General features: G+C 72.0%; 21 protein-coding genes and 1 pseudogene. 10 read left to right on the top strand and 12 right to left on the bottom strand.

What is annotated here, in order from left to right:
* Positions 1-152 precede the first annotated feature (152 nt).
* From AB0A61_RS02205 to ssd, 7 genes and pseudogenes are all read right to left on the bottom strand, one after another.
* A pseudogene (locus tag AB0A61_RS02205) lies at positions 153-533 on the bottom strand (Rv3654c family TadE-like protein); the annotation flags it as partial.
* Positions 534-559: 26 nt separating this feature from the next.
* Complete coding sequence (locus AB0A61_RS02200; RefSeq protein ID WP_361284664.1) at positions 560-871, bottom strand: TadE family type IV pilus minor pilin; 312 nt, start codon at positions 869-871, stop codon at positions 560-562.
* A gap of 40 nt (positions 872-911) precedes the next feature.
* Positions 912-1,103, bottom strand: a complete 192-nt coding sequence (locus AB0A61_RS02195) for a DUF4244 domain-containing protein (protein ID WP_361284661.1) — start codon at positions 1,101-1,103, stop codon at positions 912-914.
* Positions 1,104-1,180: 77 nt separating this feature from the next.
* Positions 1,181-1,978 (bottom strand): type II secretion system F family protein, encoded by a 798-nt coding sequence (locus AB0A61_RS02190; RefSeq protein WP_361284658.1) that lies wholly within the window; start codon positions 1,976-1,978, stop codon positions 1,181-1,183.
* Positions 1,975-2,850: a type II secretion system F family protein gene (locus AB0A61_RS02185; RefSeq protein WP_361284656.1), complete on the bottom strand. Its 876-nt coding sequence runs from the start codon at positions 2,848-2,850 to the stop codon at positions 1,975-1,977. Before AB0A61_RS02185 ends, AB0A61_RS02190 begins: the two co-directional genes overlap by 4 nt.
* Entirely contained in the window at positions 2,843-4,144 is a 1,302-nt protein-coding gene (locus AB0A61_RS02180; RefSeq protein WP_361284654.1) for a TadA family conjugal transfer-associated ATPase, read from the bottom strand. The genes AB0A61_RS02185 and AB0A61_RS02180 overlap by 8 nt, the downstream gene beginning before the upstream one ends.
* Positions 4,141-5,244 (bottom strand): septum site-determining protein Ssd, encoded by a 1,104-nt coding sequence (gene ssd, locus AB0A61_RS02175; RefSeq protein ID WP_361284651.1) that lies wholly within the window; start codon positions 5,242-5,244, stop codon positions 4,141-4,143. Before ssd ends, AB0A61_RS02180 begins: the two co-directional genes overlap by 4 nt.
* A gap of 584 nt (positions 5,245-5,828) precedes the next feature.
* Between ssd and AB0A61_RS02170 the strand changes: the two genes are divergently transcribed.
* Complete coding sequence (locus AB0A61_RS02170; protein ID WP_361284648.1) at positions 5,829-6,662, top strand: HAD-IB family hydrolase; 834 nt, start codon at positions 5,829-5,831, stop codon at positions 6,660-6,662.
* A gap of 426 nt (positions 6,663-7,088) precedes the next feature.
* Here the strand turns inward: AB0A61_RS02170 and AB0A61_RS02165 are convergent, their stop codons facing one another.
* Entirely contained in the window at positions 7,089-7,913 is an 825-nt protein-coding gene (locus tag AB0A61_RS02165) for an oxidoreductase (RefSeq protein ID WP_361284645.1), read from the bottom strand.
* A gap of 100 nt (positions 7,914-8,013) precedes the next feature.
* On the opposite strand from AB0A61_RS02165, the gene AB0A61_RS02160 reads away from it, so the two are divergent.
* A complete protein-coding gene (locus tag AB0A61_RS02160; protein WP_361284641.1) occupies positions 8,014-8,994 on the top strand; it encodes an ATP-binding protein in 981 nt (326 codons plus the stop codon).
* 6 nt (positions 8,995-9,000) lie between these two features.
* Here AB0A61_RS02160 and AB0A61_RS02155 read toward each other — a convergent pair whose 3' ends face one another.
* Positions 9,001-10,260 carry a hypothetical protein gene (locus AB0A61_RS02155; protein ID WP_361284638.1) on the bottom strand — a complete coding sequence of 420 codons (1,260 nt, stop codon included), beginning with the start codon at positions 10,258-10,260 and terminating at the stop codon, positions 9,001-9,003.
* Between the two features lie 362 nt (positions 10,261-10,622).
* Between AB0A61_RS02155 and AB0A61_RS02150 the strand changes: the two genes are divergently transcribed.
* The 6 genes from AB0A61_RS02150 (at position 10,623) to AB0A61_RS02125 (ending at position 18,934) form a co-directional block, all read left to right on the top strand.
* Positions 10,623-12,977 carry a SulP family inorganic anion transporter gene (locus AB0A61_RS02150; protein WP_361284635.1) on the top strand — a complete coding sequence of 785 codons (2,355 nt, stop codon included), beginning with the start codon at positions 10,623-10,625 and terminating at the stop codon, positions 12,975-12,977.
* 352 nt (positions 12,978-13,329) lie between these two features.
* Positions 13,330-15,285, top strand: a complete 1,956-nt coding sequence (acs, locus tag AB0A61_RS02145) for an acetate--CoA ligase (protein WP_361284632.1) — start codon at positions 13,330-13,332, stop codon at positions 15,283-15,285.
* A 226-nt stretch (positions 15,286-15,511) separates the two neighbouring features.
* Positions 15,512-17,017, top strand: a complete 1,506-nt coding sequence (gene nhaA, locus AB0A61_RS02140) for a Na+/H+ antiporter NhaA (RefSeq protein ID WP_361284629.1) — start codon at positions 15,512-15,514, stop codon at positions 17,015-17,017.
* Positions 17,018-17,137: 120 nt separating this feature from the next.
* The gene (locus AB0A61_RS02135; protein WP_361284626.1) at positions 17,138-17,632 is read left to right on the top strand and encodes a phage holin family protein; all 495 of its coding nucleotides are present in this window, start codon (positions 17,138-17,140) and stop codon (positions 17,630-17,632) included.
* Positions 17,629-18,588: an alpha/beta hydrolase gene (locus AB0A61_RS02130; RefSeq protein WP_361284623.1), complete on the top strand. Its 960-nt coding sequence runs from the start codon at positions 17,629-17,631 to the stop codon at positions 18,586-18,588. Before AB0A61_RS02135 ends, AB0A61_RS02130 begins: the two co-directional genes overlap by 4 nt.
* A gap of 166 nt (positions 18,589-18,754) precedes the next feature.
* A complete protein-coding gene (locus AB0A61_RS02125; protein ID WP_361284620.1) occupies positions 18,755-18,934 on the top strand; it encodes a hypothetical protein in 180 nt (59 codons plus the stop codon).
* Positions 18,935-18,946: 12 nt separating this feature from the next.
* On the opposite strand, the gene AB0A61_RS02120 is transcribed toward AB0A61_RS02125, so the two are convergent.
* The 3 genes from AB0A61_RS02120 to nth form a co-directional block, all read right to left on the bottom strand.
* The gene (locus tag AB0A61_RS02120) at positions 18,947-20,146 is read right to left on the bottom strand and encodes a MarP family serine protease (RefSeq protein ID WP_361284617.1); all 1,200 of its coding nucleotides are present in this window, start codon (positions 20,144-20,146) and stop codon (positions 18,947-18,949) included.
* Positions 20,147-20,240: 94 nt separating this feature from the next.
* The gene (locus AB0A61_RS02115) at positions 20,241-20,936 is read right to left on the bottom strand and encodes a CoA pyrophosphatase (RefSeq protein WP_361284614.1); all 696 of its coding nucleotides are present in this window, start codon (positions 20,934-20,936) and stop codon (positions 20,241-20,243) included.
* 154 nt (positions 20,937-21,090) lie between these two features.
* Positions 21,091-22,131, bottom strand: coding sequence for an endonuclease III (gene nth, locus AB0A61_RS02110; RefSeq protein ID WP_361284611.1), 1,041 nt, complete (start codon positions 22,129-22,131; stop codon positions 21,091-21,093).
* A gap of 380 nt (positions 22,132-22,511) precedes the next feature.
* Between nth and AB0A61_RS02105 the strand changes: the two genes are divergently transcribed.
* Both AB0A61_RS02105 and AB0A61_RS02100 read left to right on the top strand, forming a co-directional pair.
* Positions 22,512-23,186 carry a Crp/Fnr family transcriptional regulator gene (locus tag AB0A61_RS02105; RefSeq protein ID WP_009189818.1) on the top strand — a complete coding sequence of 225 codons (675 nt, stop codon included), beginning with the start codon at positions 22,512-22,514 and terminating at the stop codon, positions 23,184-23,186.
* A 113-nt stretch (positions 23,187-23,299) separates the two neighbouring features.
* Complete coding sequence (locus AB0A61_RS02100; protein WP_361284608.1) at positions 23,300-24,121, top strand: nucleotidyltransferase domain-containing protein; 822 nt, start codon at positions 23,300-23,302, stop codon at positions 24,119-24,121.
* The last annotated feature ends 91 nt before the right edge of the window (positions 24,122-24,212 follow it).

Here is a 24,212-nt window from a genome sequence, read left to right as displayed (position 1 = left end):
GCCGGGGAGCCAGGAGCCCACGAGCGGGAAGCCGGGGAGCCAGGAGCCCACGAGCGGGAAGCCGGGGAGCCAGGAGCCCACGAGCGGGAAGCCGGGGAGCCAGGAGCCCACGAGCGGGAAGCCGGGGCCCGCTGACCGGTTCCCGTCACTCCGGCCGGTCCCGCCCGCGCCCTGACCTCCGCCGTGAACGGCCCGCGCTCCGACGCCGCCGTCACGTCCGAGGTGTCGCCGACGATCACGCACCGCACCAGTCGGGTGCCCTGCGCCCGTGCCACCCGGTCAGCCCGGGCGCAGGCCGCGGCGGCTCCCTCCGCCCAGTGGTCCGCCGCGGCGAGCGCCGCGAGGTCCGCGCCCCCGGCGGCGCGATGCCGGGTCACCACGGCCTGCCCGAGGGCCAGTCCGACACCGAACACCACGCAGAGCGCGGCGATCGCCCCGACACTCCAGACGGTGGCGGATCCGCGATCCGAGCACCTGCGTCCCGTGCCACGCGTACGGCCGCCCGGTGAGGAACGCCCTCCGACGGCGGCCACCGGGCCGCCTGCTGCCGGGCGCGCCCTCATGACCCCGCCCCCACCGTCTCCTCCGCCTCCGCCACGGCCTCCTCCCGCAACCGGAACGGCAGCATGCCCATCCCCGGGGGGTCGGCCACCACGACGACGCGGACGCGCTCTCCCTGCCGGGTCACCGTGACCGTCGCACCGCGCGGTGCGGCCTCACGGGCCACCTCGGTGACCGCGCCGTCCGGATCCTGGCGGGCGGCGGCCCGGGCACCCGCCCGGGCCGCGTCCACGCACCGGATCTGGGCCAGCACGACCAGCAGCCCCCACACCAGCGTCGTCACGACCAGCACCAGCACGGGCAGCGCCATGGCCGCCTCCGCCGTCACGAACCCCCGATCGCCACCTCGTTCACATCCGCGCACTGAGGGCTCGCTTCACGATGTCCTGCAGTTCCGACTTGACCTGCCCGCTCGTCACCACCTCGTACAGCAGCACCGCGAACGCCACCGCAGCGATGATTCCCATCGCGTACTCGGAGGTGACCATCCCCGCGTCCTGGCGCATCCTGGCCCGCAGCCGGGCCCGTACCTTTCCGTACATCTCAACCCCCGTAAGGTCTCGATCGTTTACTCACTCACTGTTCGAACTGCGCGCCGTGTCTCACACCCACCGCCCCGTCAGCCGCCACCCCCTCGCAGCACCCCGCCCGCGAGTCCGATCACCACGGGCAGCACGCCGACCGCAACGAAGGCGGGCAGGAAGCACAGCCCCACCGGCGCGGTGACCAGGACGGCCGCCCGGCGGGCCCGGGCCGTCGAGGTGCGCGTCCGCTCGGCACGGACGTCGGCCGCGAGCCGCGCGACCGGCCCGGCCGCGGGCACTCCGGACTCGTCGGCCCGCTCCAGGAGCCGCGCCAGGGCCGCGGCACCCGGTATCGAGGCGAGCCTGCGCCACGCGGCGGCGGGTTCGCCGCCGAGCCGCACCTCCGCCGCGCCCCTGGCCAGCGCTTCCCCGACCGGTCCCGCGAGGGCCTCGCCGACGGCCCGGGCAGCGGTCACCGGAGCGGCTCCGGCCGCGATGCACGCGGCCAACAGATCGGCGGCGAGCGGAAGTTGTCGGGCGGCCTCCCCCTGGTCGAGCTCCTCGGGCGGATCGCTCGCCGCCGACCGCCGGTGCCACCGCCACAGTGCGGCCGCCCCGGCCAGCCCGACGGCGACTCCCGTCGGCCCACCGACCAGCACCCACCCGGCGAGCGCCACCGCGACCGAAGGCAGCCACCGCCGTGCGGCGGCCGGCGTCGGGAGCCGTGGCCTGGTTCGCGTCTGCGGCGATGCCGGCCCCGCATCCAGCAGCGAGGCCAACCGGCGTCGCAGCCTCCGGTCCCGGCGCGCCGTGCCGAACCGGCGCACCAGCGCCCCCAGGAACAGCGCAACCCCCACCGTCACCCCCAGCCTGTGGAAAACGTCCACGCTCATGCCGCCTCCGCCCGTCGCACGATCCGCAGGGACCACCACAGGCCCACGCCCTCCAGCACGCCGCCGACGACCAGACAGCCGAGGCCCGCTCCGGTGTGCAGCAGTACGCGCAGCGGTTCGGCTCCCATGGCGGTCCCCAGGAGGAGGCCCAGAGCGGGCAGGCCGGCGAGCATCACCGCCGTGGCCCGGGCACCGGCCAACTGAGCGCGGAGGTCGGCGCGTTGGTCCCGCTCCGCCCGCAGCGCCCCTTCCAGCCGGTCCAGCCCGGCCGCCAACCCCGCGCCCCGGTCCACGGCCACCCGCCAGCAGGCGGCGAGGCCTCGCAGTCCCTCGGCGCCCGGTTGCCGTGCGGCCGTGGCGAGGCTGCCCGGCACGTCCCCGCCGAACCGGGCCGCCGCCAGCACCGCCGCCTGGGCCTCCCCGAGCCCGTCCGAGTCACGGGCGGCACGCAACAGCGCCTCGCCCGGCTGCCGTCCGGCCCGCACCTCCCCGGCCAGCGCCCCGCACAGGGCGATCACCGCGGCCGCACGTCGCTCCCGGACCCGGCGCGCGTCCCGGGCCAGACGCGTCCGGCGCAGCAGCGGCACCGCCACCGCCCCCGCGACGAGCGGCAGAACCGACGCACCCAGCACCGCCGGCACCAGCCCGGCGGCCAGCGCCCACCATTCGGCCCCCAACCGCGCACGGATCCGCCGCAGTTCGCCGATGGCACGACCCCACGCGGGCGACCCGGTGGCCACCGTGCCGCCGCCGGCGAGCAACAGCCGTGCCCGCCGCGCCCCGGTGTGGCGCCCGCCCATCAGCCACACCGCCGCCCCGGCACACGCCATCGCCGCCACCATGGACAGCCGGCCCAAAGCGCTCTCACCCATTGCGCTCGTCACCCCTTCCCCGGTTCTCCTCCGGCGACCGGTGAAGCAGCCCCCGCAGCCGCTCCCAGCCCGGTTCCTCCGCGAACGCATCCGCGCCCCAGCGCAGCGCCGGCACCGTCCGGACCAGCCCCGAGGCATCCCGTTCCAGCACCCGCACCTCGTCGATCCGCCGCCGCCCGGAGCGGTCGCGCACCAGATGCAGCACCACCGACAGCGCGGCCGCGAGCTGGCTGTGCAGCGCGGCCCGGTCCAGTCCCGCGGCCGTACCGAGTGCTTCCAGACGGGCCGGGACGTCCGCGGCGGCGTTGGCGTGAACCGTGCCGCACCCGCCTTCGTGGCCGGTGTTCAGCGCGGCCAGCAGATGGACCACTTCGGGGCCGCGCACCTCTCCCACGACCAGCCGGTCCGGCCGCATGCGCAGCGCCTGCCGGACCAGGTCCTCCAGCGTCACGAGACCCGCGCCCTCCTGGTTGGCGGGTCTGGTCTCCAGACGGACCACGTGCGGATGGTCGGGCCGCAGCTCGGCGGAGTCCTCCGCGAGCACGATCCGCTCACCCGGCCCGACCAGCCCCAGCAGCGCGCTGAGGAGAGTGGTCTTGCCGCTGCCGGTCCCACCGCTGACGAGGAAGGACAGCCGCGCCTCCATCAGCGCCCGGAGCACGCGGTCCCCGCCCGGGGGCACCGTGCCCGCCGCGATCAGTTCCTCCAGCGTGAACGCGCGCGGCCGTACGACCCGCAGCGACAGACAGGTGCAGCCGACCGCGACCGGGGGCAGCACCGCGTGCAGCCGGGTGCCGTCGGGCAGGCGGGCGTCGACCCACGGCCGGGCGTCGTCCAGCCGGCGTCCGGCCACCGCGGCCAGGCGCTGCGCGAGGCGTCGTACGGCGGTCGCGTCCGGGAAGGCGACGGGGGTGCGCTCCAGCCCGCCGCCGCGATCCACCCACACCCGGTCCGGGGCGCACACCAGGACATCGGTCACCGTCGGGTCGGCGAGCAGCGGCTCCAGCGGGCCGCTGCCGATCAGCTCGGACCGCAACTGCTCGGCCGCCCCGAGCACCTCCGCGTCCCCGAGCACCCGGCCCTGTTCCCGCAGCGCCTGCGCCACCCGCGCGGGCGTCGGCTCGGCCCCGCTCTCCGCCAGCCACTGCCGCACCCCGTCCAGCAACTCCGCGGACAGTCCCGAACCGGTGGCGCGGGCGATGTCAGCCCTGGGCTCCCCCGCGCCGCTCCCCACGGCACCCGGCGTCCGCCGCTGCTCGGCCGCCGTCCCCGGTCGCCCGGCCACCGTCCTCATGAGGCACCCCGCTCGATCAGGGCCCGCTCCCAGAAGGCGGTGCAGAAGCGGGCCAGCGGTCCCCGCGCGGCCGCGCCGGGCGGTGTCCTGCCCTCGCCGGGGCGCAGCAGCCCCGACTCCACGGGCAGGTCCCCGGCCAGCGGCAGCCCGAGCAGCCGGGCCACCTCGCGGTCGTCCAGTCCCGGCGCGTACGGTCCCCGTACCGCCACTCGCAGGTCGCGCAGGACCATGCCGACCGCCGAGGCCACCCGCCCGGCGGCCGCGACGGCGCGCAGCTCCGCGGGCACGACCAGCAGAGCGAGGTCGAGCTGGGCGAGCGCCTCTGCGATCCCTTGGTCGACACGGCGCGGCAGGTCGACCACCACGGCGCCGCCGCCTCGTCGGGCGGCGGCCAGCACCGCGCGCACGGCCTGGGGCGGGATGGCGACGCAGTCGCCGCGGTCCCAGCTGAGCACCCGCAGCGAGTGCAGTTCGGGCAGCGACGCCTCCAGAGCGCCACCGCCGACTCTCCCCCGCGAGGCGGCGAACGCCGGCCAGCGCAGTCCCTCGGCGGCCTCCCCGCCGAGCAGGACGTCCAGTCCGCCGCCCAGCGGGTCGGCGTCCACGAGCAGGGTGCGCAGGCCCTCCCGCGCGGCGGTGACGGCGAGGGCGCAGGCGAGTGTGGATGCTCCGGCCCCGCCTCGGCCGCCGATGACGCCGACGGTGAGCGCGGGCCGGCCGACGCCCTCGGCGACGTCGGCGATGCGGTCGACCAGCCACTGCTCGCCGTCGGGCAGCACCAGCACGTGGTCGGCGCCGATCTCGACGGCGCGCCGCCAGACTCCGGAGTCGTCCTGGTCACGGCCGACCAGCACTACTCCGCGCCTGCGTGCCGCCCCGCGCACGCGCCGCGCGGCGTCGTCCCCGACGAGCACCAGCGGCGCGGCCTCCCAGGTGCCTCTGTGCTCGGGCACTGCGTGGTGGACCTCGGGTGTGGCGCCGGCTGCCGCGCACAGGCGCAGCAGGTCGTCGAGGAGCTCGGCGTCCTCCGTGACGATCAGTGGTCTGCCCTGGCGTCCTGCGGCGGCGGGCGGCGGATCGTGTGTGACGGTTCCGGCCACGGGTTCGTCCCCCTTCGGTTGCGGCCCTCGCGCAGCCCCTGCGGCCCCGCGAAGCCCAAACGTGTGAAGAACCGGCAACCGGCCTTCATATGGACGGCCGATACGAACCGGCCATACGCGCCCGACAATCGGGAACCGGCCATGAACTCGCCGCGTGCCGGACGCGCAGGATTCACGGTGCAGCGATCCGGAAAATCATGTGGATCTTGGTCGATAACTGTGGACAACTCGGCAGTTGTGAATATCGGTGTCACCCATACCGGTGACCCCTGTACTGGTTCCCGTGCGACTTCCGCAGAGCAGCGCTTCGACTACCCAGCGTGACGAATCATGGGTAGGGCACTTCGGACACCGCAGCACGGCACATGCGGCACGGCAGCCGCGGCCAGAAGAGGAGAAACCCGCCCGGACATGCGACGACCCCCGCCGGGGGGGAGAGCGGGGGTCGTCTCCACGGCCGACTCGGGGGGGGAGGAGTCGGACCGGGTTAGCACGGTCGCGAACGATCCGTGACTTCCATGGTGTACCCGAGAGCCCTCTCAGGCAAACCCACGCGCCCACCTTACGCCGAATGGGCTGCCCCTATGCTCAGGGTCGTGGAAAACCACTCCTTGCCCCGCACCGCAGCGTTCTTTGATCTGGACAAGACGGTCATTGCGAAGTCGAGCACGCTCACCTTCAGCAAGCCCTTCTACCAAGGCGGCCTGATCAACCGCCGGGCCGTCTTGCGTACCGCGTACGCCCAGTTCGTCTTCCTCGTCGGCGGCGCCGACCACGACCAGATGGAGCGCATGCGGGAGTACCTGTCCGCGCTGTGCCGCGGCTGGAACGTGCGACAGGTCAAGGAGATCGTCGCCGAGACCCTGCACGACCTGATCGACCCGATCATCTACGACGAGGCAGCCTCCCTCATCGAGGAGCACCACACCGCCGGACGCGACGTCGTGATCGTCTCCACCTCCGGCGCCGAGGTGGTCGAGCCGATCGGCGAACTGCTGGGCGCGGACCGGGTGGTGGCCACCCGCATGGTCGTGGGCGAGGACGGCTGCTTCACCGGCGAGGTGGAGTACTACGCCTACGGCCCGACGAAGGCCGAGGCGGTCAGGGAACTGGCCGAGTCCGAGGGGTACGACCTCTCCCGCTGCTACGCCTACAGCGACTCGGTGACCGACCTGCCGATGCTCGAGTCGGTCGGACATCCGCACGCCGTCAACCCGGACCGCGCCCTGCGCAGGGAGGCACTCGCGCGCAGGTGGCCGGTTTTGGACTTCCACCGGCCGGTCCGGCTCAAGCAGCGGCTGCCCGCCTTCTCCGTACCGCCCCGTCCGGCACTCGTCGTGGCCGCGGCCATAGGAGCGGCGGCGGCCACCGCCGGCCTCGTCTGGTACGCGAGCCGACGACGCACCCCGATCGCCTGACCTGTCATGTCGTCGCGGACGGACGAGCATGTTCGGCATGCCGACGCCCGTTTAACTCCTGTTTGAACCTAAAAGTAAAGATGTGCGGCCAGGGCTTCCGCTTGCTCCCTGCTTGCAGTACAAAGGGTTTAACGGCCCGCGAGACCAAAGGACATCCGAAAGGATCACCTTTAGAACGCATTTGGCCCACGGACCGCGCATGAATACTGGGCACCCACGCGACGTCGACCCGTCGATTACGGGCCAGCCGCACCAGGTGACGGGCAGAGATTCCGACCTGATGGGCACATATCGAGGACGCTTGGTAACTCGGTGGACATGCCAGCGGCGGTACGAGTCCTCGTACCGCCGCAACCCTTTGGGGCCCCCGCGAGGGGGCCTTCCCCTTTGCGCCGCGCCGCTACCCCGCGCCGCTACCCCGCGCCGCTAGGCCGCGCCGCGCTGCAGCGCCTCACACACCGCCGTCGACTCGCGCACGCCCAGTTCGACCGCCCGGCCGCAGTGCGCGATCCAGGCCGCCACGCCCTCCGGCGTGCCGGAGACGTAGCCGTCCAGGGCCGCCAGGTAGGCCGCGCGGCCGAGTTCGGCGTGGCCGACCTCGGCAGGGCAGACCGACTTCGGGTCGAGACCGCTGCCCACCAGGACGATGCGCTCGGCCGCACGCGCGACCAGACCGTTGTGGGAGGCGAAGGGGCGCAGTGCGAGGAGCTCGCCGTGCACGACGGCCGCCGTCACCAGGGCGGGCGCCGAACTGCCCGCGATGATGAGCTCCGCCAGGCCCTCCAGGCGACCGGACACCTCGGCCGCACTCGGCAGCGGCAGCTCGACCAGCGGCTCGTCGACGCCCTCGCCCTCCTGGCGCGGCCGGCCGACCGCGTCCTCCTTGCTCGCGGCGGCCACCAGGTGCAGCCGGGCCAGCACGCGAAGCGGCGACTGCCTCCAGATGGACAGCAGCTGCCCGGCCTCGGCCGTCAGCCGCAGGGCCGCGCCCAGCACGCGCGCCTCGTCGTCACCGCTGAAGTCGGTGCGCCGGCGCACCTCCTCAAGGGCCCAGTCCGCGCCGGACAGCGCCGCGGAGCCGCGGGCGCCGCGCAGCGCCGCCTCGGAGGTGATCTCGTTGCTGCGTCGCCGCATGATCCGGTGCCCGTAGACCCGGTCCACCGCCTTGCGCACGGACTCCACGGACTCGGCCACACCGGGCAGGGCACCCAGGGTCGCGAGCGGATCGGCGGTCGCGCCTGTCGTACTCATGAGTACGACCCTACGCACCCGAGCGCCCCACCCCACGAAGGAGTGGTCTTCTTCACTGCGGCCGCCACTTACAGCTATCGCACCACTACGCTTCGTGAACATGAAAATTGCTTTCGTCGGGAAGGGCGGCAGCGGCAAGACCACGCTGTCCTCCCTGTTCATCCGCCATCTGGTGGCCGCCGGCGCACCCGTCGTCGCGGTCGACGCCGACATCAACCAGCACCTGGGCGTCGCGCTCGGCCTCGAAGAGACGGAGGCCGCCGCGCTGCCCGCGATGGGCGACCGGCTGCCGCTGATCAAGGACTATCTGCGCGGCACCAACCCGCGCATCGCCTCCACGGAGACGATGATCAAGACGACTCCGCCGGGCGCGGGATCGCGGCTGCTGCGCGTCCGCGAGGCCAATCCGCTGTACGAGGCCTGCGCGCGCACGGTGGAACTCGACGGCGGCGCCGTCCGTTTGATGGTCACCGGCCCCTTCACGGACGCCGACCTGGGGGTCGCCTGCTACCACTCCAAGACGGGAGCGGTGGAGCTCTTCCTGAACCACCTGGTGGACGGCCGTGACGAGTACGTCGTGGTCGACATGACGGCGGGTTCGGACTCCTTCGCCTCCGGCATGTTCACCCGCTTCGACATGACGTTCCTCGTCGCCGAGCCGACCCGGAAGGGGGTCTCCGTCTACCGCCAGTACAAGGAGTACGCCCGCGACTTCGGCGTCGTCCTGAGGGTCGTCGGCAACAAGGTGCAGGGTCAGGACGATCTCGACTTCCTTCGCGCGCAGGTCGGGGAGGACCTGCTCGTCACCGTCGGGCACTCGGACTGGGTACGCGCCATGGAGAAGGGCCGGCCGCCCCGGTTCCACCTCCTGGAGGACGCCAACCGCCGGGCCCTGCGCATGCTCCGGGTGGCCGCCGACGCGACGTACGAGCTGCGCGACTGGGATCGGTACACCCGCCAGATGGTGCACTTCCACCTGAAGAACGCCGGCACGTGGGGGAACGAGCGCACCGGAGCCGACCTGGCCGCGCAGGTCGACCCCGGCTTCGTGCTGGGCGAGGGCGTCACCGCTCCCGCGTGACGGCCGCTACGGCCTGGGCGCCCCGGGCACGCCCTTCGGGGCCGGGGCGGGGTGGGCCGACAGGAAGGACGCCCAGCCCTGGCTCGGGGCCTCGCCGACCTTCAGGCTGCGCAGCTTCTCCAGGGTCTGCGGGTCCTGGGCGTCCAGCCAGTCGACCAGCTGCCGGAAGGAGACGCAGCGCACCTCGGGCTTGTTGCACACCTCCTTCACGACGTCTTCGACGGCGCGCATGTAGGTGCCACCGTTCCAGGACTCGAAGTGGTTGCCGATGATCAGGGGCGCCCGGTTGCCGTCGTAGGCCCGGTAGAAGCCCTTGAGCAGGCCGTCCCGCATCTGGTCGCCCCAGTAGTCGAACTTGTCGGGGTCGCCCTGGGTGAGGGTGCCGGACTGGTTGACCATGAAGTTGTAGTCCATGGTGAGCTGCTCGTAGGTGTGCCCCGGGAAGGGCACCAGCTGCATCGACACATCCCACAGGCCGTACCGTTTCTTGGGCCACACCTGGTTGTTGACGCCGCTGGTGTCGTAGCGGAAGCCCAGGTCACGGGCCGCCTTCATGAAGTTCTTCTGGCCCTCCAGGCAGGGGGTGCGGGCGCCGATGAGCTCCTTGTCGTAGTCGAAGGGCAGCGGGGCCGCGGTCGTCATGTCGCTGTTGGTCTTCCAGGTCTTCACGAACTGCTTCGCCTGGGCGATCTCGCTCTTCCACTCCTCGACCGACCACTGGCCGACGCCGCCGTTGTTGCCACAGAAGTGGCCGTTGAAGTGGGTGCCGATCTCGTTGCCCTCCAGCCACGCCAGGCGCAGCTGCTGGACGGTGTCGGCGATGCCCTTCGCGTTGTTGAAGCCGATCTCGGAGCTTCCCTGTGGGTGCTGCGGAGGCTGGTACAGGTCGCGCTTCTCCTCGGGCAGCAGGTACACCCCGCTGAGGAAGTACGTCATCGTCGCGTGGTTGGCCTGGGAGACCTTGCGGAAGTGGGAGAACAGCTTCTGGCTGTCCTCGCCCGCGCCGTCCCAGGAGAACACGACGAACTGCGGGGGCTTCTGACCGGGCTGAAGCCGCTCCGGTCCGGGCAGGTGCGGCTGGGCTCCGGTGTAGGCGGTGGAGCCGTCGCCGATCAGGCGGAGAACGCTCCCCGGCGCCTGCACCCCCTTCTGCGGGCCGTGCGCCCCTTGCCCGGTGCTCGCGTCGCCGCTGGCGCAACCGGCGAGCGACGAGGCACAGGCCGCGGCGACGACGGCGCCCACGGCGATCCTCTGGGTGGCGGCCATGTTCCGCCCACCTTCTTCCTTCTCTCGTCCAACGCCGAGACGGCGTGTGCTGTTGACGTGCCGGACATACCGGCAGCGCCGCCAAGGTCGCATGGGGCCAAGAGGGGAATTAGTACGACAAGCCGATAAACAGATCACTTCACTCATCGGGGTGATTCGACGCCTCGTATGCACGCAAATTCGATGCATGACCTTTACGTGGCATTACGATCGCTTTACCGATCTTTGCTGTTCTTTGATCCAGTCGACTCAGTTGATCCATCCCGCCGCTGCACGCCGTGACCCACGGCCGCGACCAGACCCCCCGCCCCGGCGGAGACCAGCAGTTCCGCGACCGCGCCGCCCCGGAGGAGACGGGAACCATGTCAGCCTGTGTTCCGGCCCGCGCCGACGACCCCGCTCGGACCCAGCACCCCCACCAGCCCCACAGCCCGCCGCGGCCGCGCCGTTTCCGCATCGACGGCGCCGACCTGTCGGCCTCGATCGCGGTCTTCCTGATCGCCCTGCCCCTGTCCCTCGGCATCGCGCTCGCCACCGGCGCCCCGCTCCAGGCCGGCCTCGTCGCCGCCGCCGTGGGCGGCCTGGTCGCCGGACGGCTCGGCGGCTCCCCGCTCCAGGTCAGCGGCCCGGCGGCCGGACTCACCGTGGTCAGCGCCGACCTGATCCACCGTTTCGGCTGGCGTACGACGTGCGCCGTCACCGTCCTCGCCGGGCTCGCCCAACTCGGGCTCGGCTGCCTGCGGGTGGCGCGCACCGCGCTCGCCGTCAGCCCCGCCGTCGTCCACGGCATGCTGGCCGGCATCGGCGTGACCATCGCCGTCGCCCAGGTGCACATCGTGCTCGGCGGCAGTCCGCAGAGCTCGGTGATCGACAATCTGCGGGCGCTGCCCGCACAGTTGGCCGGGTTGCGTCCGGCCGCCGTGTCCGTGAGCCTGCTGACCCTGGCCCTGCTGCTGCTCTGGCCGCGGCTCCCCGGTCGGCCCGGACGCCTTCTGGCCAAGGTGCCGACACCCCTCGTGGCCGTCGCCGGGGCCACCGCGACCGCCTCGCTGACCGGGCTCACCCTGCCCCGGGTCGACCTGCCGTCCTGGCGCAGCCACGCCCTGGCCGGTCTGCCCGAGGGACCCGCGCTCGGGATCGTCGCGGCCGTGCTCACCACCACGCTGGTGTGCAGCGTGCAGTCGCTGCTCGGCGCCGTCGCCGTGGACAAGCTGGCCGCGGGCCGCCCCGCTCCGGCCGCCCCCGTCCCGCGCTCGGACCTGGACCGGGAGCTGCTTGGTCAGGGTGCCGCCAACGTCGTCTCCGGCGCGCTCGGCGGACTGCCGGTCGCGGGGGTGGCCGTGCGGAGTTCGGCAAATGTGCGCGCGGGTGCCGTGAGCCGGAACTCCACGGTGCTGCACGGCGTTCTCGTAGTAGTCGCCGCGCTGCTGATGGTTCCGCTCCTGGAGCTCATCCCGCTCGCCTCGCTCGCCGCCCTGGTGATGGCCGTCGGCATCCAGATGGTGTCCCTGCACCACATCCGCACGGTGACCCGCCACCGAGAGGTGCTGGTGTACACCGTCACCACCCTCGGCGTGGTGGCCTTCGGTGTGCTGGAGGGCGTGGCGCTGGGCGTCGCCGTGGCCGTGGCCGTCGCTCTGCACCGCCTCACCCGCACCCGGATCACGCACGACGAGAAGGAAGGAGTCCATTACGTACATGTACGAGGGCAGTTGACGTTCCTCGCGGTGCCCCGGCTCAGCCGGGCCCTGCACCTCGTGCCCCAAGGGGCGGACGTGGTCGTCGCGTTGGACGGCTCGTTCATGGACCACGCGGCGTACGAGGCACTGCAGGACTGGCAACGCACGCACACCGCGCAGGGCGGCTCCGTCAGACTCACCGGCCGGCATGCCGCGGTCCGCATCGCCGAACCCACCGACTCCCACGGATGCCGCTGCCGGCCCTGGACGCCCTGGCGCAACCACCAGTGCGGGGGCCCGGGAGCGGCTTCGGCAGCCGACGGCGGCACGGACACCGGCGGGCCCACCGAACCGGGCCCGAGCAGGCAGCAACTGGCGCGTGGCATCAGCGCGTTCCAGCGCAACACCGCACCTCTGGTGCGGGGTGAGCTGGCACGGCTGGCGCGGGAGGGGCAGCAGCCCTCCCAGCTCTTCCTCACCTGCGCCGACTCGAGGCTGGTCACGTCGATGATCACGTCCAGTGGTCCCGGCGACCTGTTCGTGGTGCGGAACGTGGGCAACCTGGTGCCGCCGCCCGGCGAGGAGAGCGGCGACGACTCGGTTGCGGCCGCGATCGAGTACGCGGTGGACGTCCTCGGGGTGCGCTCGATCACGGTGTGCGGGCACTCCGGGTGCGGAGCCATGCAGGCGCTGCTCAACTCCGGTGCGGCCGGGAGCGGGACACCGCTCGGGCGGTGGCTGCGGTACGGGCTGCCCAGCCTGGCACGGCTGGCGGACGACGGCAGCGCCTGGCCCGGGCTGGCCGGGCGACGGCCCGCCGACGCGGTGGAGCAGCTGTGCCTGACCAACGTCGTCCAGCAACTGGAGCACCTGCACGCCCACGACTCGGTGGCGCGGGCCCTGCGAGAGGGCGCGCTGGAGCTGCACGGGATGTACTTCCACGTGGGCGAGGCACAGGCGTACCTGCTCGCGGGGGCGGCCGGGGACGAGGTGTTCACCGGCGTCGCAGCGACGGAGGACCTGCCGAGCCGCACATGAGCGACGACCGGCTCGGCGCCGGGCAATGGCGCGGCGCCCATACCGATCACGCGGCACCCACCGCCGAAAGCCGCCACGCGCCCCGCGACACGCTCGCCGCAGGCAAGGTCTGTGGAATGGGTGAGGGCCGTGCTGAACTTGGGCGGCTCGGCGTCCGTGAACACAGGTGTTCGCCGACCGTCGAGGCCGACGCGGGCCCGCAGCTCAGGGGCACCGCGGCACGCACTGTGGGCGGCCGAGCAAACGTTACGCAAACAGGTCTAAACCAATGTTCCGTCGGCCCTTGTCATCGGGCCCCCGGGTCTGATGAGCTGTGGCCTGGGACACAACGCCCCTGCGAGAGGGAGATGTCGTGAGCAACGAAAGCCTGGCCAACCTGCTCAAGGAAGAGCGCAGGTTCGCGCCCCCCGCCGAGCTGGCCGAGGACGCCAACGTCACGGCGGAGGCGTATGAACAGGCCAAGGCTGACAGGCTCGGCTTCTGGGCCGCGCAGGCCCGCCGGCTGACCTGGGCCAAGGAGCCGGCCGAGACGCTCGACTGGTCGAATCCGCCGTTCGCCAAGTGGTTCAAGGACGGCACGCTCAACGTCGCGTACAACTGCGTCGACCGGCACGTCGAGGCCGGGCACGGCGACCGCGTCGCGATCCACTTCGAGGGAGAGCCCGGCGACAGCCGCGCCATCACGTACGCCGAGCTCAAGGACGAGGTGTCCAAGGCCGCGAACGCCCTGCTGGAGCTGGGCGTTCAGAAGGGCGACCGGGTCGCGATCTACATGCCGATGATCCCGGAGACGGCGGTCGCGATGCTGGCCTGCGCCCGCATCGGTGCCGCGCACTCCGTGGTCTTCGGCGGCTTCTCCGCCGACGCGCTGGCCACCCGTATCCAGGATGCCGACGCCAAGGTCGTGATCACGGCCGACGGCGGCTACCGGCGCGGCAAGCCGTCCGCCCTCAAGCCCGCCGTCGACGAGGCGATCGAGCGCGTGGACAACGTCGAGCACGTGCTCGTGGTCCGCCGCACCGGCCAGGAGGTCGCCTGGACCGAGGGCCGGGACGCTTGGTGGCACGAGCTCGTCGAGCGGCAGTCGGCCGAGCACAGCCCGGAGGCGTTCGACGCGGAGCACCCGCTGTTCATCCTCTACACCTCGGGCACCACGGGGAAGCCGAAGGGCATCCTGCACACCTCTGGCGGCTACCTCACGCAGACCGCGTACACGCACTGGGCGGTCTTCGACCTCAAGCCGGAGACCGACGTGTACTGGTGCACCGCCGACGTCGGCTGGGTCACCGGCCACTCGTACATCGTGTACGGGCCGTTGGCCAACGGCGCGACGCAGGTGATGTACGAGGGCACGCCCGACACCCCGCACCAGGGCCGCTTCTGGGAGATCGTGCAGAAGTACGGGGTGACGACCCTGTACACGGCGCCGACCGCCATCCGTACGTTCATGAAGTGGGGCGACGACATCCCCGCGAAGTTCGACCTGTCCTCCCTGCGCGTGCTCGGTTCGGTCGGCGAGCCGATCAACCCGGAGGCGTGGATCTGGTACCGCAAGAACATCGGCGCCGACCGTACGCCGGTCGTCGACACCTGGTGGCAGACCGAGACCGGCGCGATGATGATCTCTCCGCTGCCGGGCGTGACGGAGGCGAAGCCCGGTTCGGCGCAGCGGCCGCTGCCCGGCATCTCCGCCACGGTCGTGGACGACGAGGCGAACGAGGTGCCCAACGGCGGCGGTGGCTACCTGGTGCTCACCGAGCCGTGGCCGTCGATGCTGCGCACCATCTGGGGTGACGACCAGCGGTTCATCGACACGTACTGGTCGCGGTTCGAGGGCAAGTACTTCGCCGGCGACGGCGCGAAGAAGGACGACGACGGCGACATCTGGCTGCTCGGCCGCGTCGACGACGTCATGCTGGTCTCCGGGCACAACATCTCCACCACCGAGGTCGAGTCGGCCCTGGTCTCGCACCCGTCGGTCGCCGAGGCGGCGGTCGTCGGGGCGGTGGACGAGACGACGGGGCAGGCGATCGTCGCCTTCGTGATCCTGCGCGGTACGGCCGCGGAGACCGAGGACCTGGTGGCCGAGCTGCGCAACCACGTCGGGACCGCCCTCGGCCCGATCGCCAAGCCCAGGCGGATCCTGCCGGTGGCGGAGCTGCCGAAGACCCGCTCCGGGAAGATCATGCGCCGTCTGCTGCGCGATGTCGCGGAGAACCGGCAGCTCGGGGACGTCACGACGCTGACCGACTCGACGGTGATGGACCTCATCCAGACCAAGCTCCCGGCGGCGCCGAGCGAGGACTGAGCGGGACCGAGCGGAACCGGACCCTGAGGAGCACCCGGCGCGTGATGCGCCGGGTGCTCCCTGTGCTTGGACCCGCGCGCCGCACATTGGGTAAAATAGGCAAAGCAACACGCAACAGGACACCTCAACAGGACACCGCAACAGGACACCGCAACAGGACACTGAGGCGCGCCGGGAAGTCTGGTCGGCATGTGCTCTGACATGCCCACCGACCGGAGGTTCCGTCGTGACCGCGCCCCGCACCAGCGCCGCCCGCAGGGTTCTCGGACGTCTGTCCCTGCCCGAGCGGACCTTCGTCGCGGACGCGCTGCGCACCGAGACCGTCGGTGGCGTCCTGCTCCTCCTCGCCGCGATCACCGCCCTGACCTGGGCGAACCTTCCCGCGCTGCACACGAGCCACGAGACCGTCGGCCACTTCCGCTTCGGCCCCTCCACACTCGGCCTGCACCTGTCCGTCCAGCACTGGGCCGCCGACGGCCTGCTCGCGGTCTTCTTCTTCGTGGCCGGCATCGAGCTCAAGCGCGAGCTCGTCGCCGGTGACCTGCGCGAGCCCAGGGCCGCCGTCCTGCCGGTGATAGCGGCACTGTGCGGCATGGCGGTGCCCGCCCTCGTCTACACGCTCACCAATGTCACCGGCGGTGGTTCGCTCGGTGGCTGGGCGGTACCGACGGCGACCGACATCGCCTTCGCGCTCGCCGTGCTCGCCGTCATCGGCACCTCGCTGCCCAGCGCCCTGCGTGCCTTCCTGCTGACGCTCGCCGTCGTCGACGACCTGTTCGCCATCCTGATCATCGCGGTCTTCTTCACCCACACCATCGACTTCGCTGCACTCGGCGGGGCGGTGGCCGGCCTCGTCGTGTTCTGGCTGCTGCTGCGCAAGGGCGTACGCGGCTGGTACGTGTACGTCCCGCTCGCCCTGGTGATCTGGGCGCTGACCTACCACAGCGGCGTCCACGCCACCATCGCCGGCGTCGCGATGGGCCTGATGCTGCGCTGCAGCACCCGGGACGGCGAGCAGCACTCCCCCGGCGAACGCGTCGAACACCTCGTACGGCCCCTGTCCGCGGGGCTGGCCGTGCCGCTGTTCGCGTTGTTCAACGCGGGGGTGGCCGTCTCGGGCGGCGCGCTCGCGGACGTGTTCACCAGGCCGGAGACACTCGGAGTGGTGCTGGGCCTGGTCGTCGGCAAGGCGGCCGGCATCTTCGGCGGCACCTGGCTCACGGCCCGCTTCACCCGTGCCACGCTCAGCGAGGGCCTCGCCTGGGCGGACGTGTTCGCCGTGGCCACACTCGCCGGGATCGGCTTCACCGTCTCGCTGCTCATCGGTGAGCTGGCGTTCGCGGGCGACGCGACGCTGACGGACGAGGCCAAGGCCGCGGTCCTGTGCGGCTCGCTCATCGCGGCCGTCCTGGCAACGCTCCTGCTGAAGATGCGCAACGCCAGATACCGCGGGCTGTGCGAGGCCGAGGAACGGGACGACGACCTCGACGGCATCCCGGACGTCTACGAGCAGGACGACCCGGCGTACCACCTCCGCATGGCCGAGATCCTGGAGCGGAAGGCCGCCGAACACCGTCGGCTCGCCGAGGTGAAGGCCGCCGAACACCGTCGGCTCGCCGAGGCCAGGGCCGCCGAGCACCGCCCGCTCGCCGAGGCCGGGGTGCCCGAACGGGAGGAACGGCTTGCCGAAGTGCCGGGCGGGGCAAGCGAGGAGAACGACAGTCCGGCATGATCTGACGGGACGGTACAAAAGACAGGACCGTTCCCAGTCGGGCAGAAGTCAGGCAGCAGTCGAAGCCGGGCGGAAGCAGACACCGGGACAGAAGAGTCCAGGCAGGAGAGGGAGACCGCGATGAGCGCACCCGACGGCAGCCCGGTCGGCGCCGAACGCAGCATCGGCCAGCTGTTCGCCTCGGCGACGACCGAATTGTCGGCGCTGGTGCACGACGAGATCGCGCTGGCCAAGGCCCAGCTCAGGCAGGACGTCAAACGCGGGGCGACCAGCGGCGGCGCGTTCACCGTGGCCGGCGCGGTCCTGGTGTTCTCCCTGCCGATGCTGAACTTCGCGCTGGCCTATGGCATTCGGACCTGGAGCGGCTGGAACCTCGCGGTCTGCTTCCTGCTGTCCTTCGCCGCCAACGTCCTCGTGGCCGGCGGCCTCGCCCTGATCGGCGTGGTCTTCGCGAAGAAGGCCAAGAAGAGCCAGGGGCCGCAGAAGGTCGCCGCGTCGATGAAGGAGACGGCGAACGTGCTGCAGAAGGCCAAGCCGCACCCCCGCCCGGAGACCCCGGCCCTGGAGGAGCGGGCACCCGAGGCCATCGAGGCTGTGGCACGCTCGTCGTCATGACGGACCCCGGCACCCCTTCGGCGCAATCGGCGCAATCGACCTCGGTTGTACGGATCGACGTACCCGGCGGCGGAAAAGTGACGCACCGGGACGTCGCCGCCAACGGCGCCCGCTTCCACATCGCCGAGCTCGGCGACGGCCCGCTGGTCCTGCTGCTGCACGGCTTCCCGCAGTTCTGGTGGACCTGGCGGCACCAGCTGGTGGCACTCGCCGACGCCGGTTTCCGGGCCGTCGCCATGGACCTTCGGGGCGTGGGCGGCAGCGACCGTACGCCCCGCGGCTACGACCCGGCCAACCTCGCGCTCGACATCACCGGCGTGATCCGCTCGCTCGGCGAGCCGGACGCGGCGCTGGTCGGCCACGACCTGGGCGGCTATCTGGCGTGGACGGCGGCCGCCATGCGCCCCAAGCTCGTACGGCGGCTCGCGGTCGCCTCCATGCCGCATCCCCGGCGCTGGCGCTCGGCGATGCTCTCCGACGTCAGGCAGTCGGCCGCGAGCTCGTACATCTGGGGCTTCCAGCGGCCCTGGATTCCCGAACGGCAGCTGACCGCCGACGACGGCGCGCTCGTGGGCCGGCTCGTGCGGGACTGGTCGGGTCCGCGGGTGCCGGACGACGAGGCGGTGGAGATGTACCGCAGGGCCATCTGCATCCCGTCCACCGCGCACTGCGCGATCGAGCCGTACCGGTGGATGGTGCGCTCCCTGGCCCGCCCCGACGGCATCCAGTTCTACCGCCGCATGAAGCGGCCGGTGCGCGTGCCGACCTTGCATCTGCACGGCTCCCTCGACCCCGTACTGCGCACCCGCAGCGCGGCCGGTTCGGGCGAGTACGTCGAGGCGCCGTACCGCTGGCGGCTGTTCGACGGGCTGGGACACTTCCCGCACGAGGAGGACCCGGTGGCGTTCTCCGCCGAGCTCGTCAACTGGCTCAGGGATCCCGAACCGGACCGATGAGACGGGAGCCGCGCCGGTTTCCCGCACCCGCATCGGTGACCGAGCCGATGCGCCCGGCACCCGAGCACGAACACCTGTCCTACGAACGGCCAATTGCCCGGCGCATAGGCCAATTGGGGCGCCGCGGGGCGGTTATCGACCTTGGGGCTGGGGCACACGTCGGGGTATGGGCTGGACGCACGACTTCAGTGACGCAGCAGGCACCCGCCGTTCGGCGAACGGCCTCAACTCCCATCAGCGGGGCACCCCGCAACTGACGGGCTCCGACCCCAGGGTGGGCATTCCGCGCATTCTGCGCCGCCGGGCCCGCTGGGTCTCGGTACGCCTGCGTCACCCCCGCGGCTGACCCCCGTACGGGCTACATCGCGCAGCTCTCGCTGTCCACCTGCTGGTTCGCGGTACGCCCCTTGGCGATGTCCTGCTGGATCTCGTCCGCCGTGAGCGCGTAGCCGGTGTTGGCGTCGTCGAGCGACTTGGCGAACACCACGCCGTAGACCCGGCCGTCGGGCGTGAGCAGCGGCCCGCCGGAGTTGCCCTGACGGACGGTCGCGTAGAGCGAGTAGACGTCACGGCGGACCGTGCCACGGTGGTAGATGTCCGGGCCGCTGGCGGAAATGCGCCCGCGCACGCGTGCGGCACGGACGTCGTACGAGCCGTTCTCCGGGAAGCCGGCGACGATCGCGCTGTCACCGCTGCGCGCGTCACCGCGCGTGAACCTCAGCGCCGGGGCCCGGAGGTCGGGTACGTCGAGCACGGCGATGTCGCGCTCCCAGTCGTAGAGGACGACCTTCGCGTCGTACTTCCGGCCCGTGCCGCCTATCTGGACGGTGGGCTCGTCGACGCCGCCGACCACGTGTGCGTTGGTCATGACCCGGCGGTCGCCGAAGACGAAGCCGCTGCCCTCCAGGACCTTGCCGCAGCTCTGGGCGGTGCCCACCACCTTGACCACGGACCGCTTGGCGACGGTGGCGACGGTGCTGCGCGCCAGGGCCGGGTCCGGCGGACGGACGTCGGTGATCGGCTCGTTGGCGAAGGGACTGAAGACCTGCGGAAAGCCGTTCTGCGCGAGGACCGAAGTGAAGTCCCTGAACCAGTTGTTGGCCTGCGCGGGCAGCACCTGGGAGACCCCGATCAGCACCTTGGAGTTGCGGACCTCCTTGCCGACCGTCGGTATCGTCGTCTGGCCGAGGGCCGACCCGATCAGCCAGGCGACCAGGAGCATGGCGAGGACGTTGACCAGGGCGCCGCCGGTCGCGTCCAGCGCGCGGGCCGGGGACCAGGTGATGTACACCCGCAGCTTGTTGCCGAGGTGGGTGGTCAGGGCCTGGCCGACCGAGGCGCAGACAATGATGACGACGACCGCGACAACGGCCGCGGTGGTGCTCACCGGCGAGTCGTCCGTCAGCGCGTCCCAGATGACCGGAAGCGCGTACACGGCGACCAGGCCGCCGCCCAGGAAGCCGATCACCGACAGGATGCCGACGACGAATCCCTGGCGGTACCCCACCACCGCGAACCACACAGCGGCGACCAGCAGCAGGATGTCCAGCACGTTCACCGCGTCACGCCTCGCCTCATCATCTTCCGATCACCACAGGTCGGCCGGGGACCCGGGGATTGTCTCCCAGGCGGGACGGCACGGAGCCACCCTGTCATGAGCGCCAGTCGAGTGGGACACGCTTGTCGCGGTCCCAGGGCCGCTCCCAGCCCGCGTAGTGCAGCAGGCGATCGATGACTCCGGCGGTGAAGCCCCACACCAGCGCCGATTCGACCAGGAATGCCGGTCCCCGGTGGCCGCTGGGGTGGACGGTGGTCGCGCGGTTCTCCGGGTTCGTGAGATCCGCCACGGGGACCGTGAAGACGCGGGCGGTCTCGGCCGGGTCGACGACCCCGACCGGGCTGGGCTCGCGCCACCAGCCGAGCACGGGCGTGACGACGAAGCCGCTGACCGGGATGTACAGCCGGGGCAGCACGCCGAACAGCTGGACACCGCCCGGATCGAGCCCGGTCTCCTCCTCCGCCTCGCGCAGGGCGGCCCGGAGCGGACCGTCGCCGCCCGGGTCCCCGTCCTCCGGGTCGAGGGCACCGCCCGGGAAGGACGGCTGGCCGGCGTGGGAGCGCAGCGAGCTCGCCCGTTCCATCAGCAGCAGCTCGGGGCCGCGCTCACCCTCGCCGAAGAGGATCAGGACGGCGGACTGCCGGCCCGCGCCGTTCTCCGGGGGCAGGAAGGGGCTCAGCTGGACCGGCTGGACCGTCTCCACGACGCGTGCGACGGGATCCAGCCAGCTCGGCAGCCCATCCTTGCTGAGCGCCACCGGCCCGCCGTGCGTCTCGCTCGCCCGCGTCATCGCCACCCCCGTCGTCCTGTTGCGTCCAACGCCTTGCGGCACCGAGTTCGTTCCACCGGCCCAAAGGTGCGGGCGCGAGCGGACGGCGTGCGCCGCGGTCCGCGCTCCCCCAGTCCCGTCAGTCCCGTCAGTCCCGTCAGCCCTGTCAGTCCCGTCACCCGGCCCCCAGGGGCGGCGCCGGCTTGCCGCCCGCGTCCAGGTACGCCTGCGGGGGCTTGAGGCGCTGGCCCGGGAAGCCGCCCTTCTCGTACTTGAGCAGCTTCCTGGCCTTCTCGGGGTCGGTCTCGCCCTCGCCGTACGCCGGGCAGAGCGGTGCGATGGGGCAGGCACCGCAGGCGGGCTTGCGGGCGTGACAGATGCGGCGGCCGTGGAAGATCACGTGGTGGGAGAGCATCGTCCAGTCGCTCTTGGGGAAGAGCGCGCCCACGGCGGCCTCGATCTTGTCGGGGTCGGTCTCCTCCGTCCACTCCCAGCGCCGCACCAGCCGCTGGAAGTGGGTGTCCACCGTGATGCCCGGGTGGCCGAAGGCGTTGCCCAGGACCACGAAGGCGGTCTTGCGGCCGACGCCCGGCAGCTTGACGAGGTCCTCCAGCCGGCCCGGGACCTCGCCGCCGAACTGCTCCACCAGCGCCCTGGACAGCCCCATGACCGACTTGGTCTTGGCCCGGAAGAAACCGGTGGGCCGGAGGATCTCCTCGACCTCCTCCGGGTTGGCCGCGGCCAGGTCCTCGGGGGTGGGGTACTTGGCGAACAGGCCGGGCGTCGTCTGGTTGACCCTGAGGTCCGTGGTCTGGGCGGACAGGACCGTGGCGATCAGCAGCTGGAAGGGGCTCTCGAAGTCCAGCTCCGGGTGCGCGTACGGGTACACCTCGGCGAGCTCGCGGTTGATCCGGCGGGCACGGCGGACCAGGGCGGTGCGCGACTCGTCCCTCGGCGGCCTCGGGGCGACGGTCTGCGCGGGGGAAGCCTGCCGCACGGCGGCCGTCGCCTTCTTCGGAGCCACGACCACCTTCTTGGGAGGCCTGGCCTTCTTGACGGCGGCCTGCGCGGCGGCGGTGCCCTTCTTGGCGGAAGGCGCTTGCTTGGCCGTGGGCTGCTTGGCTGTGGCCGACTCGGCCGCAGCCGTCTTCTTGGCCGGTGCCGTCTTCTTGGCCGTGGTCCTCTTGGCCGGTGCCGTCTTCTTGGCGGCTGCCACTTCCTTCCCGGTGGCCGCCTTCTTCGTAGGCGCCGCCTTCGCCGCAGAGGGCGCTTTTGCCGTTTTTGCGGTTTTCTTTCCACCCTCGGACTCTTGTTCGCCCACAGCGGAATCCCGACGTACAACCACCCGCCCAGCCCCCTCGGCCTGTGCTCTCACCGGCGATTTGGACACCCGGCCAGCCTAAAGCCCGTCGCCGACATCCGCCCCGGGCCCAGGAGATCAGCGCCCAATTGGACCCCTGCCGCTTACCTCGGGACACCTGTGCGGCATCCTTGTGACAGATCACACTGTTTGGACCGTCCGGCAAAATGGGGAACACGGACCCCTGGCACACGGGGGAGCAAGATCCCCTGAGCAGGTCGACAAGGAGAGAACTCGTGGACGACGTTCTGCGGCGCAATCCGCTCTTCGCGGCGCTCGACGACGAGCAGGCCGCGGAGCTCCGCGCCTCCATGACGGAGGTGACCCTCGCACGGGGTGACTCGCTCTTCCACGAGGGCGACCCGGGCGACCGTCTGTACGTGGTCACCGAGGGCAAGGTCAAGCTGCACCGTACGTCCCCCGACGGCCGCGAGAACATGCTGGCCGTGGTCGGCCCCGGTGAGCTCATCGGCGAACTGTCCCTCTTCGACCCGGGCCCGCGCACCGCGACGGCGACCGCGCTGACCGAGGTGAAGCTGCTGGCCCTGGGACACGGCGACCTCCAGCCCTGGCTGAACGTACGGCCCGAGGTGGCCGGCGCCCTGCTGCGCGCCGTCGCCCGGCGCCTGCGCAAGACCAACGACCAGATGTCCGACCTGGTCTTCTCGGACGTGCCGGGCCGTGTCGCCCGCGCCCTGCTGGACCTCTCCCGCCGCTTCGGCGTGCAGTCGGAGGAGGGCATCCACGTCGTGCACGACCTGACCCAGGAGGAGCTGGCCCAGCTGGTCGGCGCGTCCCGCGAGACCGTGAACAAGGCCCTGGCCGACTTCGCCCAGCGCGGGTGGCTGCGCCTGGAGGCCCGCGCGGTGATCCTGCTGGACGTGGAGAGGCTCGCAAAGCGGTCCCGCTGACACCGGAGCAGCTGACGCCGGAGCGCTGACACCGCGTCCTGGCTCGTACGCCGATGGGCCCCGTCTCGTGTGTGGCGGGGCCTTGTCGGATTTCACGGACTGAACGGTCTCCCGTGCCCGATCCCGTACACAGCAAGGGCCTCGACAGCGAGGGCTACATCGCCCGCGAGGGTTCCCTCGCGCGCGTGCCCGCCGTGTTCCGGCCCGTCGTCTCCGCCGCACGCGAACGGTTGGTGGATGTCTTCGGGGCGCGGATGCACAGCGCGTATCTCTACGGGTCGATCCCCCGGGGCACCGCACGCCCGGGACGCAGCGATCTCGATCTGCTGCTCGCGTTGCGACACGAACCGGGCGACGCCGACCGGCAGGACGCCCGTGCGCTCGGTGCGGCGCTCGACCGGGAGTTCCGGGAGATCGACGGGGTGGGGACGCTGCTCTTCGGCCGGGCCAGGCTGCTCTCCGAGCCGGAGCGGTACGACCTGGGCTGGTTCGTCGCGTGCCTGTGCACGCCGCTGCTCGGGGACGATCTCGCCGAACACCTGCCCCGCTACCGCCCCGACTCGCTGCTCGCGCGCGAGACCAACGGCGACCTGGCCGCGCACCTGCCCCGATGGCGGGAGCGGATCACCGCGACCGGGGACACGGAGGAGGCCCGCAGAACCCTCGTACGGTTCATGTCCCGGCATCTGGTCCGGACCGGGTTCACCCTCGTCATGCCGCGCTGGCGGGGCTGGACCAGCGATCTGTACGAGATGGCGGGCGCCTTCGGCGCCTACTACCCGGCGCGGGCCGCGCAGTTGCGCGCAGCGGCCGGGCACGGGTACGAGCCGGTCGGCGACCTCGCCGTCCTGCGCGGTTACGTCGACGACCTCGGGCCCTGGCTCGCCGAGGAGTACGCGCGCGTGCACGGCGTCAAGGCGCCCCGGCCGGAGTGATCCCGGCTTGATGCCGGAGCGATCCCCGGGTTGATGCCGGAGCGATCCCGGCTTGATGCCGGAGCAATCCCCGGGTTGATGCGGGAGTGCT

The organism is Streptomyces sp. NPDC046197 (assembly GCF_040646295.1).
GTDB lineage: Bacteria > Actinomycetota > Actinomycetes > Streptomycetales > Streptomycetaceae > Streptomyces.
Note: the sequence above shows the minus strand (reverse complement) of the source record. Positions and strands in the feature narration are given on the sequence as shown.